Raw genomic sequence first — 12,364 nt, forward strand, 5'->3', positions numbered from 1 at the left:
TAAACTCTCACTCTATAGAGAAGACGACATATGGCTTTTGATTTTTCTGAATTAACTGTGGACTTATCGGCAATGCCGACAACGATTGATATGGGACATGCTTGGCTGGGCGGCCTGTTGCTCGTCATGCTGGTACTTTATATCTCTAAAAAAGGTAAACCGGTCGAAGTCGAGAAAGTTGTTGAGAAAGAAGTCGAGAAAATCGTAGAGGTTGAAAAACCTGTCGAGAAAATTGTCGAGGTCGAAAAGGTTGTAGAAGTTGAAAAAGTAGTCGAGAAGATTGTTGAAGTTGAGCCTAAGCTAAAAACGTCAACACCTGATGCGGCACTGCAGCTTCTTTCTCTGCTTCAACAAGAAGCACGTTTCATCGACTTCATGCAAGAAGACCTAAAAGGTTTCAGCGATGCTGAAATCGGTGCTGCTGCCCGCGTTATTCACGAAGGCGGCCAGAAAGTACTATCTGAATACTTCAGCTTTGCCCCTGTACGTGCCGAAGAAGAAGAAACACGTATAACATTACCAAAAGGCTTCAACGCTTCTGAAATACGCCTAACAGGTAACGTGGTTGGCGAAGCGCCATTTACCGGAACCCTAATCCACCGCGGCTGGAAAGTGACTGACATTAAACTGCCTAAGCTGGCAGAAGGTCACGATGCGAAAATTGTTGCCGCCGCTGAGGTAGAACTGTGATGCAAGAAACTCAAGAACACCGTTACAGTGTTGGTATCGACCTTGGTACCACCCACTGCGTATTATCTTATGTAGATTTGCAAGACGAAGACGCCAGCGTCAACGTTATGCCAATTGCCCAACTAACCACACCGGGCAACGTTGAAGAAAAGAGCCAGCTCCCTTCTTTTATGTATCAAGCCCATGAGTCTGAGCTTGCTGAAGGTGACACTGCTCTACCATGGTCTGCCAAGCCAAGCGCGATTGTTGGTGCCATGGCCCGAAACCTAGGTAGCAAAACCCCTATTCGTTTGATTGCGAGCGCAAAAAGCTGGCTATGCCATGGTGGTGTCAACCGCCGTGATGCCTTCCTGCCATTGAACAGCCCTGATGAAGTGACCAAGGCATCGCCAGTTGAGGCGACTCGCCAATACCTTGCGCACCTTGCAGAAGCATGGAACCACCAGCACCCAGAAACACCACTTTTTGATCAGGACGTAACCATTACTGTTCCGGCTTCATTCGACCCTGCTGCACGTGATCTAACAGCAGAAGCGGCACGCGAAGTTGGCTTCAAGCACATGACCCTGCTGGAAGAGCCACAAGCGGCTGTATATAGCTGGCTGAAGAACAACGACGACACATGGCGTGACCTGGTATCTGTTGGTGATGTTATTTTGGTGGTCGATATCGGTGGTGGTACCACCGACCTTTCACTGGTCGCCGTCACCGAAGAAGAAGGCAACCTAACGCTTAACCGTGTCGCTGTAGGTGATCATATCCTGCTTGGCGGCGACAACATGGATCTAGCGTTGGCCTACCGTTTGAAGATGAAACTTGCTCAAGAAGGCAAACAGCTTCAGCCTTGGCAGATCCAAGCCATCACTCACGCTTGTCGTGATGCTAAAGAAGCCCTGCTAAGTGATGCAGAGCTTCAGGCAGTGCCGATTGTTGTTCCAAGTCGTGGCTCTAAGCTGCTGGGTGGCACGTTACAAACTGAGTTGACTCAAGAAGAAGTGCAGCAGACGCTGGTTGAAGGCTTCTTTCCTCGCAACACTATCGAACAGCACCCTGTCGAAATGCAGCGTGGTGCACTGACCCAGATGGGTCTACCATACGCGCAAGATGCAGCGGTATCTCGCCATGTTGCTGGCTTCCTTAGCCGTCAGTCTTCTGCAGTCGATGAGCTATTCGAAAAGTACGACCAGCTTCATGAAGGTTTTATCCGCCCTACCGCTATCCTGTTCAACGGTGGTGTCCTGAAGTCTGATTTGCTGTCTGAGCGTCTGCTTTCAATCATCAACAGCTGGCTGACAACAGCAGGTAGCCCTGAGGCGAAACTACTTGAAGGCCTGGATCTTGATCTTGCCGTTGCCAGCGGCGCATCTTACTACGGCTCTGTCCGTAAAGGTAAAGGCGTTCGTATCCGAGGCGGCATCGCAAGCAGCTACTACGTCGGCATCGAGAGCGCTATGCCAGCCATTCCTGGAATGGAGCCACCGCTGGAAGCACTGTGTGTTGCCCCATTCGGTATGGAAGAAGGTACCCATGCCGATGTACCAAGCCGCGAATTTGGCCTGGTCATTGGTCAGCCGGTTCAGTTTAAGTTCTTCGGCTCGACCGTGCGCCGTGATGACCCAGCCGGTACCCACCTTGACTGGTGGCAGCCGGAAGAGCTGGAAGAGCTGCCAGCTATCCAGGTGACTCTACCAGTTTCTGATGGCCGTACTGCAGGTGAAATCGTTCCTGTTCGTCTAGCATCTCGCGTTACAGAGCTTGGCAGCCTTTGCCTTGAAGCGATTCCGACGGATGGCGGCCAGAAGTGGCAGGTCGAATTCGACGTTCGCGAGAAATAACATTCTGTTATACAAAACGGCGCCTCAGGGCGCCGTTTTTATTTCAGCTATTAGTGAATAATCTTTTTTTGAAATCAAAGATTTGATCAGAAAGATACTACCTACGCTAATGCACTTAATGTCCTTTTGGGATACTATCGAAAACCTTAAAAAGTATTAAAACAACACGTCTGGAGTGATGCATGACTTCTCCTCGCTACCTTGTCGGTATTGATCTTGGCACAACACACACCGTTGTCGCCTATACCCCGATTTCAGATGACTTAGAATCTAGCCCAATCAACATTTTTGAAATCGACCAGCTCATCGCCCCCGGCGAGGTTGCACGTAAGCCACTTCTGCCTTCATTTCGCTATCACCCTGCCGACGGTGAAATCGATCCTGCGCTAATGGTATTGCCATGGGATATCGAACCTGTTGCCGGTGATATTCAGCATGCCATCATCGGTGAACTTGCCAGAGAAATGGGCGCAAAAGTAGAGGGCCGCCAGGTGGTCAGCGCCAAAAGCTGGTTATCGCATACCGGTGTTGACAGAACCGAGGCAATCCTTCCTTGGTCTTCCAATACAAGCGTCCAAAAGGTCTCTCCTGTTATTGCAAGCGCAAGCTATCTGAACCATGTCCGTCAAGCATGGGATTACCATTACCCAGGAGACAAACTCAAAGATCAGGAAGTGGTAATCACCGTACCTGCATCTTTCGATGAAGCTGCACGAGCACTTACACTAGAAGCGGCTAAACTGGCAGGCTTTGGCGATATCTTACTATTGGAAGAACCACAGGCCGTTTGCTATGACTGGTACGCCAAAAACAAAGACGATGCTGAAGAACTACTCAAAGACATTCCACTGCTGATGGTTTGCGATGTGGGCGGAGGCACCACTGACCTTAGCTTGATTAAAGTCGGTACTAAGGATGAAAAGCTCACCCTCGACCGTATTGGCGTTGGAGACCACCTGATGCTTGGTGGTGATAACATTGACCTTGCCCTTGCCCACCTTGCCGAACAGCGCCTCCATGGCGGCAGCAAAAAGTTAAGCGCATCCGGCCTATCCAAACTCATTCAGCAGACACGTAAGGTCAAAGAGCAACTGCTATCGGGTAACGCTCCTGATACCGCCAAGGTCACCATGCTCGGTAGCGGCTCACGCTTGATTGGCGGCGCTAAGAGCATTGATATGACCCGTGATGAAGTCCACCAAATCGCACTTGATGGCTTTTTCCCTCATACAGATTTCAGTGATCAACCAAGCCACCGTCAGGCTGCGGTCATTGAATTCGGTTTGCCATATGCGGCAGATCCGGCCATCAGCAAACACCTGGCCCAGTTCATTGCCCTACATGACTCAGTTTGTCGTGAATCGTTGAAAGACAGTGCGCAGGCACCACAAGCGGACCAACCGGCCATTCCAGTGGCGGTTTTGCTCAACGGTGGCGTATTCAACAGCCCACTTCTATCGAGCCGAGTGCTTGATACCTTCTCGAACTGGAAGGGTGACAGCGTCACTCAGCTTGATAACCCTCACCCTGATTTAGCTGTTGCTTATGGCGCTGTTGCCTATGCCAAAGCCCGCCATGGTGCCCAACTTAAAATTGGCGGTGGCTCAGCCCGCTCATTCTTCTTGGTGCTTGAAAACAAAAAGCGCGAGAAGCAGGGGCTTTGCCTACTGCCAAAGGGCATTGATGAGAGTACTGAAATCCGCTTGAAAGACCGCAAGTTTGCGCTGACACTCGGTGAGCCAGTACGTTTTAACTTAGTCTCATCAACCGATGACAGCCACACCCAAGCAGGCGAAATCTTCACGATTGACGAAGAAAGCTTTGTCTCGCTGCCACCGTTTATAGCGACACTTGATAGTGACCGTGATCGTGCAGAACTCGCAGCCAACCAAAAAGATCGTGAAGAAGTCACTCTCGCCTGCCAACTAACTGAAGTCGGCACTCTTCAGTTGGAGTGTGTCAGTATCCATGATGATAACAAACGATGGAAAGTAGAGTTCGCCATCCGCAAAGATCTGGCAAAACTCCACCGTGATGGTGACGACTCTACCCTTGCGCAATCTGCGCTACCTGCTCGCATGGATGACGCTATTGCATTAGTGAAACAAGCTTACGGCGGCAGTACCAAAAACAATGATCCGAAAACTATCAAAACACTGCGTAGCCAGTTAGAGAAAACCCTCGGCAAACGGGACAACTGGGAAACACCTTGCCTTCGTGAGCTGGCCAATGCGTTGCTTGAGAGCAAGAAAAGGCGCCGCCGCTCTGATCTTCATGAAAGGAACTGGTTGAAACTGACTGGCTTCACCATGCGCCCAGGCTTTGGCTACCCATCGGATGAATGGCGGATAGAGCAAGTCTGGCAGCTTTACCAACATGGTGTCCAATCAAATACCAGTGCGCAAACCTGGAGTGATTGGTGGACATTCTGGCGCCGTATCGCCGGTGGGTTAAGCCAAGAACAACAGCTGGTTATCTATAAGGATATTGCAAAATACATCAACCCAGCCGCTAGCCGCAATAGCAAGCTGGCTAAAGAACTGCAGGAACGAAGCTATGAGGATATGGTTCGCCTGGCGGCAAGCCTTGAGAATATTCCATTTGATAAAAAGCTTCAGCTGATCGAATGGATCTTCGGTCGACTACAAAAGCCGCAATATTCTCAAGCTCACTGGTGGGCAATTGGCCGTATTGCAACCCGCAGTCCATTTTATGGTAGTGCGCATAATTTGCTCACTCCACAGCATGTTGCCTACTGCTTACCGGAGCTTATGGACTTCGACTGGCGCGAGGATCCAAACATCGCTTTCGCGGCAGTAATGATGTGCCGGATGACCGGAGACCGCACTTTGGACATTGACGAAAAGAATCGAAATGACGTAATCATGAAGCTAAAATCGAGCAAAGCGCCAGAAAGTTGGATAGAAATGGTATCAAACGTCAAGGTGTTGACGGAGAGTGAAACTAAGCGCGTATTCGGTGACGCACTACCAACAGGATTACGCTTAATCGATTAAGGTTCTGTTAGGGTTCAGCTGGTAATCTCATCAATCATAAATGAGAACTAACTTTTCTTCCTTAGAGATTTTCTCTGGGAATGTTTTTTGCCTAGCGAGTACACGACACATGAACCGTTCACAATATAAAATTATTGCACAGCGCATCTTCAAGTCTGAGAACCAGCGTATTGCTGTTGAAGCTGTGATTTTCGAAGGCCTATCTAGCTATGAAGCTGAGAAGCGTTTCGATGTGCCTAAAGGTACACTTTCACGTAACGTACGTAAGTACAAGCGTGAAGTAGAATACCTGAACACTGTAGTTGCGGCTTAGTTTTCCCGCTTGAACCTATAAAAAACGGAGAATGGTATCATTCTCCGTTTTTTTATATCAACTACCACCCAAGCTAGAGGCTAGCTAAGCTGTTAAAGACCCTTATGTCATTCGCAGCATATCATCCCGCCCTCTCAACCAGCAGCTCATCAGATACAACCCCAATCCAATACAAAGCATTACCAAATGGGCTAAGACACCGAAATCAGCAAATACAGTCAAGGCAGAAGAACCCGTCAAAATAGAGAACGGCAGACCATACACCTCTGAAAGCACATTACCAGCTTCACTTGAACCGGTTGCTTGGAACATCGCGATTTTAAACAAGATCACAGCCAAGATAGCAGCAAGCAGAGGGTATCTTGTCAGTTGCGACAACGCCATAAGACCTGCCCCAAGAGGAAAAAGTGCAACACTCATCAAGGCCAAACGTCCAAGGAACTCAAACCAATGAAAGGCTAAATTAGCAAAAGAAATCCCCCAGCTCGCCATCATGTCTTGTGGTAACCAAATGGTTGCTAGCAGCCAAACAATAAAATCAGCAGCCAGCATCAAGATAGAAGCAATCAATGGAATAACCACCAAAGCAAACACCAATTTCACCGCTATTGCCTGATAATCCGATACCGGCATGGAGCGCCAAAACAACAGGCTACCCTCTTGCTTCTCTTTGCGTAAAGTTTTAGGCACGTAAATAAAAAACAATACTAGATAGACTATTCCGGCCACAACCTCATTAAGCTTGCCAATTAGACCAGCAAATGTGCCTTGAGCAATCCCCCAGTCAATAATCCCCTGCCCCCTCGATTGAATTGAGAATGAGACGTTATCTCCTTGTATGACAAAGACAAAGTTAATGATGGCAAAAGCCAGTAATAACAGAGGAAGGCGAATCACAATACGGTGCTCAATCAGCTCTTTTTCCAGCAGGGTAATCCAAGCTCTCATGCTTCCTCCTGCTGCAGGGCAATAAACACTTCAGACAAAGAAGGCTCGCTCACCTCACCTAAATTAGATAACTTCTCAGTGTTGCCATTGCTATAAATATACATAGATTCTTTTACACCCTGTTGAATATATAGGGGCCTTGCCGTTTCAGCTTGTCGCTTGCTCTCTTCGCTGACACAAACTTTCTTAAATCGGCCCTTTATCTCATCAACAGCACCTGCCGTTACCGCTTTCCCTTTCTTCAAAATCAACAAGTCTGTAAGCAGATGGGAGACTTCATCGACTTCGTGGCTGGCAATAATCATTGAGCGCTCACCTTGCTTCAACCAATCCATCAACTGGTTATAAAAGCGCTCCCTGAACATTAAATCCAGCCCCAGCGTAGGCTCATCCAAAATCAATAAACGAACATCCGCCGACATAACTAAAGCTAAATGGAGCTGTACTTTCATTCCTTTTGAAAGTCGCCCTATCTTTGTAGATAGTTGAATATCGGTTTGGGATAAATACTTTTTCGCTAGCGCAAGATTGAAATTAGGGTGAATACCTGCACTATATTTCACTATCTGCTTAACTGTCATCCATTCCGGGAGTACAGCAACATCAGAAAGATAAGCCAAGTCGCGGACTATCTTCACCCGCTCTTTTCTTGGCTCCAGCCCAAAGACACTCAATGTTCCATCATAGTCATGAGCACCCAGTAAGCACTTGATTAACGATGATTTACCGGCACCATTGTGTCCAAGGATCCCTAAAACCTGCCCCGGTTGAATGGTAAGATCAATGCCCATCAACGCTCGAAACTTACCGTAGCTTTTGCCAAGCTGTCGCGCTTCTACCAACGTATCCACTATTTAACCTTTTCAGTTAGTGTTATTTATATATACCCAAGCTACTTCAAGATGCAAGTTCAGCGAGAATTTATAAGCTTTTATACAAGGCATTGTTTTGAAGATCTAGTGGCTCTAAATCAAGAAACAATAACGCAATATAAAAGCTTAGAAAACTCGCCCTTCGGGAGGGTGTCAGCGCATTCACTCCTTCGTTGAAGCTTTTTGAAAGGGAATGCCATTCCTGCAAATCTTCGCCTTGTATTGAATGAACTGACAACCCTCTGAATCTGCACCTTGAGGTAACTTGGGTATAAGCATACTATCAGGAACACATTCGCCCTAATACCGTTAATATGGATATGAGTATATGTATTTGGTGACATTACATAGTGCAAAGTAACTACTTGCATATGAAATATAGAAAGGAATGTGCCAATCGTTGGATCGACACATTTAAGAGGTATATAAGGCTTTACTCTAAGTCAAATAGAGTAATAATTCTGAAGCTCAGATATGTTCAGAGAGTCATCAATTAGCTCAACGACACTCTACCGAATGCTGGCTAATATCTACAATTAACAGTTTAATGCGAGATTGTTATTCTTCGACTTTTTCAACCAAGTCTTCTGGTACGACACCATCTTTTTCCATAAGAGCCAAGATTTCCATCATTCTTACCTGACGGGCTTCTTCTTTAAACTCATGAAGAACAGCAATAAGGTTGTTAATTTTGTGTAGTGGCATGCGCTTAATCACAGCCTTTTGGCGACCAGGTACTTCATCAGCAAAATCGATAAGTACTTGACGGTAATCAACACGCTCTTCCTTTACAACACCCGTTTTTGTATCAACTTTAACGGTTTTCGCTTCAACACTATTAAGCATTGCTGATAATGCTTTTTCAGCAGCTGCAAAGTTATCCATCTATATTACCTCTTAAACTGAATACCATGCATTGTGATCACAAGCTTTTATTTGAGCCTTTGAGTGATGTCATGATGATATGCAAATAACATTCTAAATATTTTACCTTGCATCAAGGCAAGAGAATTCTTGTCATATTGAACCACATCCAATGCAGCACAGAAGTTGTTAGAAGCAAAGAGTGGCAATAGTTAAGGAACTACTAAGGGTAGATGCGCTGATAATACCTCTTGTTAGAATCCTTGTGAACATAAATTTAAGGAAATTACCAAATATTCAGCAATCAGAAGGGTTTGATTGCATATTGTCATTGTGGACTAGAGTGAACACTTTAGCAAATGAGTTCCTTAAAACGATTTCATCGCCCTTTTGTGATCTTGTTAGCGTAGATTTATAAGCAAAACCTTTATATAAAGGTGCCGTTTCAGCGAAAATTTATAAGCGCCTTGAACTTGAGGTAACTTGGGCATAGAGTTTCATCTCGGTATGGACTTTGAGCATTACCAGACTCTCGCCAACATGCTGTCATCAGGTCCAACCACAGGTTCATTTTCCGGTTATGCCCATCGAGTACAATCATAGAGAATTGTTTACATTTAAATCAGGTAGATAGATTTATCACGAATAATGAGAGACAGGTATTATTTTAGATTCCCAGCCTATTGCATTCTTTCCTTTGTATTGTAGAATTTAATCGACTCTCAGCTAAAATGATGAATCTAAAGCCTTTTGGCGGACATTAGCGCAGTTTGGTAGCGCACTACTCTGGGGGAGTAGGGGTCGCTGGTTCGAATCCAGTATGTCCGACCAAAAGGTTTTTGTTTTCCTGCCAACAGACCCGCTGCACAATTCTTTGAAGTATCTGATACTGACGCATTCGAATCTGAAGGCGTAATTGACGCTGATTTTACACAACGGCCTCAATCGATTAGGTTAAACTACTGAAACACATCATTGCATTGTACTTTCGCTACAAGCAACATAAGGGAAATAAGAAACACATGTACTTTTTTGTTAGCCGGGGAAGAGCTCTTTCCCTGGTCACATTAGCAGCCAAATCACCAACCGGAACGTTATGAAGATTGTGAATATCATACGTTTAAGTGCAATTGGCTGTATTCTGCTTATCTCTTGCATTCTATTGATCGACAGATGGTTCTCCGATCAAGCCGCTTCACGTATTTTTGATAACACTGAATCGACGCCTGCCCGTTCGGTTGGTTTAGTACTAGGAACCAGCAAGTATATCGCCAAATCACTGAACCCCTATTATCAGTACAGAATGGATGCCGCCCAGCAGCTCTATCAAGAGGGTAAAGTGAATATCTTGCTGCTTAGTGGGGACAATGCCCATCGCTCCTACAATGAACCCTGGACAATGAAGCGGGACTTGCTCAAATCGGGTATACCAGAACAAGATATTGTGTTGGACTATGCGGGCTTTCGAACCCTAGATTCAATTGTTAGGGCTAAGAGTGTGTTCGACGCCAACCACTTTGTCATTATTACCCAACGTTTTCACTGTGAACGTGCGCTTTTCATTGCAGATCGAAATAGAATTGATGCCATTTGTCTTGCCGTCCCAGAACCCATAGGGCTGGCTGGACTAAAGATACGAACCCGAGAGGTACTTGCCAGAATAAAAGCGCTTATAGATGTATACATATTGGATATGAAGCCTAAGTTTGCCGGGCCAAAAGAGCCTATTGAACGAGGACCTATCGAGTTAGAGGGCCCTAACCTTCCCACTTAAGCGTTATTTGACATCTCTATAATTTATACCCAGCGATGCTGGGTATATCTTTCATTGCATGTTTAAAACTATCGCTTAACGGCCGCTATTTATTACCTATTGAGATTGCCTGCTCTCCTTTAGATAAGCTATTAAACGACTTAATAAATTTTGCTCTCACATTACGAACATGCACTTGTGCATCCTGCCGTATCCGCTTCTTCGTCCCTTGCTGTTTCATGCTATCCGCCAACGATTAATCTATCAAACCATATCACACCAATTATGATACCTTTAGCATAAAAGCAAGCAACAGGCATGAACGACAACGCGCAATCTATGAGATCAATATCACAATGTGTCGCATTTATATTTAAGCCGTTAAGCTGAAAGCATTTGTATACCGATTGTTGATTTAGAGCCACTAAATCAACAATCGCAGCTTTGCCAATCACCCACGCAAATGGGTATTTTTCCACACATTCCCACTTTTTAACCTCACACTTCATTCAATCAAACCGTCAAATGACCAACAATTCGCCACACAAGCATTAACAAAACCAAAACAGTTGGTAACATTCATCTCGAGTCACCTTGGTGCAAAAGATTGCATGTAATAACTATAATCAGATGAAAGGAAACAACTATGACAGCCTTGACTATGACACTACGCAAGTGGCTGTTTGACCGGAACAGTATTATTCTGCTGGCAGACATCGCCCTCTTTACCCTACTTTTAAATACATTACCTTTTGAAAAAGAAGTGGTTGTTGGTCTAAGTATTCTTGCTTTCGTTGCAGTACTTTGGTTAACAGAAGCACTGCATGTCAGTATTACTGCGATTTTGGTACCCATCCTTGCCGTCGGCTTCGATATATTCCCTACTCCTGCGGCGCTAAGCAATTTTGCCAACCCTATTATCTTCCTCTTTTTAGGAGGCTTTGCGCTTGCTGCAGCACTGCACAAACAAGAGCTGGATAAAGCAATCGCAGATAAAGTATTGCTTATCGCACAGGGCCGTATGTCGGTTGCGGTGTTCATGCTATTTGGTGTTTCAGCGGCACTCTCAATGTGGATCAGTAATACAGCGACCACAGCAATGATGCTACCGCTTGTGCTTGGTGTTCTAAATAAAGTCAACGCCAAAAGCGAACGCAGTACTTATGTCTTTGTCCTTCTAGGTATTGCATACTGTGCCAGTATTGGTGGTATTGCTACAGTGGTAGGTAGCCCACCTAACGCAATTGCAGCGGCAGAAGTTGGCTTGAGCTTCACTGAATGGATGGCATTTGGTTTACCTGTATCAATTGTATTGCTACCCATTACCGTTGCCCTGCTTTACTTCATGTTAAAGCCAAACCTTAACCATACATTCGAATTAGATCACAAACCGGTAGAATGGAATAACAGCAAGCTAGCTACATTGATCATCTTTGGCATTACAGTATTGCTGTGGATTTTCAGCAAGCCAATCAATGGCATGCTGGGTGGGTTCAAGAGCTTCGATACACTGGTCGCCCTATTGGCAATCGTTATGCTCGGCGCGTCTCGCGTGGTTCACTGGAAAGATATTGAGAAATCCACAGACTGGGGTGTATTACTACTGTTCGGCGGTGGTATCTGCCTGAGTAATGTACTTAAAGCGACAGGTACCAGCGTGTTCCTAGCTCACAGCTTGAGTGGCTTCCTTGAGCAAGCTGGCCTGTTCTTCACTATCTTGGTTATCGCCGGTTTCGTCGTATTCCTGACTGAATTTGCGAGTAATACAGCGAGTGCGGCACTACTCGTCCCTGTATTTGCGACTGTTGCGGAAGCACTTGGTGTATCGCCAGTTATTCTGTCAGCGCTGATTGCCGTTGCTGCTTCTTGTGCATTCATGCTACCTGTTGCGACACCACCGAATGCCATCGTGTTTGGCTCTGGTCACATCAAACAGTCTGACATGATGAAAGTCGGTATTTACTTGAATATCCTTTGTATCGCGGCCCTATCGGCGCTGGCATACCTGTTCTGGTAATAGAAGGCCACTTTAGTAACCAACAAAAAGGGTGGTCATTGACCACCCTTTCTTT

Annotated in this window: 10 protein-coding genes and 1 tRNA gene; 7 read left to right on the forward strand and 4 right to left on the reverse strand. The window is 45.9% G+C overall.

Annotated features, from left to right (window positions below):
- Nucleotides 1-30: 30 nt before the first annotated feature.
- The 4 genes from R2X38_RS08030 to R2X38_RS08045 all read left to right on the forward strand — a co-directional run bounded on the left by R2X38_RS08030 (nucleotide 31) and on the right by R2X38_RS08045 (nucleotide 5,855).
- Complete coding sequence (locus tag R2X38_RS08030; RefSeq protein ID WP_317521716.1) at nucleotides 31-690, forward strand: DUF2760 domain-containing protein; 660 nt, start codon at nucleotides 31-33, stop codon at nucleotides 688-690.
- Nucleotides 690-2,525 carry an Hsp70 family protein gene (locus R2X38_RS08035; protein WP_317521718.1) on the forward strand — a complete coding sequence of 612 codons (1,836 nt, stop codon included), beginning with the start codon at nucleotides 690-692 and terminating at the stop codon, nucleotides 2,523-2,525. The genes R2X38_RS08030 and R2X38_RS08035 overlap by 1 nt, the downstream gene beginning before the upstream one ends.
- Before the next feature lie 182 nt (nucleotides 2,526-2,707).
- On the forward strand, nucleotides 2,708-5,542 hold the full coding sequence (locus tag R2X38_RS08040) for an Hsp70 family protein (RefSeq protein ID WP_317521719.1): 2,835 nt from the start codon (nucleotides 2,708-2,710) through the stop codon (nucleotides 5,540-5,542).
- Between the two features lie 109 nt (nucleotides 5,543-5,651).
- Nucleotides 5,652-5,855, forward strand: a complete 204-nt coding sequence (locus R2X38_RS08045; RefSeq protein WP_107298297.1) for a helix-turn-helix domain-containing protein — start codon at nucleotides 5,652-5,654, stop codon at nucleotides 5,853-5,855.
- A gap of 102 nt (nucleotides 5,856-5,957) precedes the next feature.
- On the opposite strand, the gene R2X38_RS08050 is transcribed toward R2X38_RS08045, so the two are convergent.
- The 3 genes from R2X38_RS08050 to R2X38_RS08060 all read right to left on the reverse strand — a co-directional run bounded on the left by R2X38_RS08050 (nucleotide 5,958) and on the right by R2X38_RS08060 (nucleotide 8,560).
- Nucleotides 5,958-6,803, reverse strand: coding sequence for an ABC transporter (locus R2X38_RS08050; RefSeq protein WP_317521720.1), 846 nt, complete (start codon nucleotides 6,801-6,803; stop codon nucleotides 5,958-5,960).
- On the reverse strand, nucleotides 6,800-7,654 hold the full coding sequence (locus R2X38_RS08055) for an ABC transporter ATP-binding protein (protein ID WP_317521721.1): 855 nt from the start codon (nucleotides 7,652-7,654) through the stop codon (nucleotides 6,800-6,802). The genes R2X38_RS08050 and R2X38_RS08055 overlap by 4 nt, the downstream gene beginning before the upstream one ends.
- Before the next feature lie 579 nt (nucleotides 7,655-8,233).
- On the reverse strand, nucleotides 8,234-8,560 hold the full coding sequence (locus tag R2X38_RS08060; RefSeq protein ID WP_317521722.1) for a hypothetical protein: 327 nt from the start codon (nucleotides 8,558-8,560) through the stop codon (nucleotides 8,234-8,236).
- A gap of 733 nt (nucleotides 8,561-9,293) precedes the next feature.
- On the opposite strand from R2X38_RS08060, the gene R2X38_RS08065 reads away from it, so the two are divergent.
- Together R2X38_RS08065 and R2X38_RS08070 are read left to right on the forward strand one after the other, a co-directional pair.
- Nucleotides 9,294-9,370, forward strand: a tRNA-Pro gene (locus R2X38_RS08065).
- Nucleotides 9,371-9,635: 265 nt separating this feature from the next.
- Entirely contained in the window at nucleotides 9,636-10,313 is a 678-nt protein-coding gene (locus tag R2X38_RS08070) for a vancomycin high temperature exclusion protein (RefSeq protein ID WP_317521723.1), read from the forward strand.
- Nucleotides 10,314-10,534: 221 nt separating this feature from the next.
- Here R2X38_RS08070 and R2X38_RS08075 read toward each other — a convergent pair whose 3' ends face one another.
- The gene (locus R2X38_RS08075) at nucleotides 10,535-10,771 is read right to left on the reverse strand and encodes a hypothetical protein (protein WP_317521724.1); all 237 of its coding nucleotides are present in this window, start codon (nucleotides 10,769-10,771) and stop codon (nucleotides 10,535-10,537) included.
- Between the two features lie 167 nt (nucleotides 10,772-10,938).
- On the opposite strand from R2X38_RS08075, the gene R2X38_RS08080 reads away from it, so the two are divergent.
- Nucleotides 10,939-12,309 carry a DASS family sodium-coupled anion symporter gene (locus tag R2X38_RS08080; RefSeq protein WP_317521726.1) on the forward strand — a complete coding sequence of 457 codons (1,371 nt, stop codon included), beginning with the start codon at nucleotides 10,939-10,941 and terminating at the stop codon, nucleotides 12,307-12,309.
- Nucleotides 12,310-12,364: the final 55 nt, after the last annotated feature.

Origin of the sequence: Photobacterium rosenbergii (assembly GCF_033022775.1) — a bacterium.
In the GTDB taxonomy this organism is placed as follows: Bacteria; Pseudomonadota; Gammaproteobacteria; order Enterobacterales; family Vibrionaceae; genus Photobacterium; species Photobacterium rosenbergii_A.

What these genes read in the sequence shown, in the direction of transcription:
- R2X38_RS08030 (WP_317521716.1), top strand. Translation starts at nt 31, where the DNA reads ATGGCTTTTGATTTTTCTGAATTAACTGTGGACTTATCGGCAATGCCG.
- R2X38_RS08035 (WP_317521718.1), top strand. Translation starts at nt 690, where the DNA reads ATGCAAGAAACTCAAGAACACCGTTACAGTGTTGGTATCGACCTTGGT.
- R2X38_RS08040 (WP_317521719.1), top strand. Translation starts at nt 2,708, where the DNA reads ATGACTTCTCCTCGCTACCTTGTCGGTATTGATCTTGGCACAACACAC.
- R2X38_RS08045 (WP_107298297.1), top strand. Translation starts at nt 5,652, where the DNA reads ATGAACCGTTCACAATATAAAATTATTGCACAGCGCATCTTCAAGTCT.
- R2X38_RS08050 (WP_317521720.1), bottom strand. Translation starts at nt 6,803, where the DNA reads ATGAGAGCTTGGATTACCCTGCTGGAAAAAGAGCTGATTGAGCACCGT.
- R2X38_RS08060 (WP_317521722.1), bottom strand. Translation starts at nt 8,560, where the DNA reads ATGGATAACTTTGCAGCTGCTGAAAAAGCATTATCAGCAATGCTTAAT.
- R2X38_RS08070 (WP_317521723.1), top strand. Translation starts at nt 9,636, where the DNA reads ATGAAGATTGTGAATATCATACGTTTAAGTGCAATTGGCTGTATTCTG.
- R2X38_RS08080 (WP_317521726.1), top strand. Translation starts at nt 10,939, where the DNA reads ATGACAGCCTTGACTATGACACTACGCAAGTGGCTGTTTGACCGGAAC.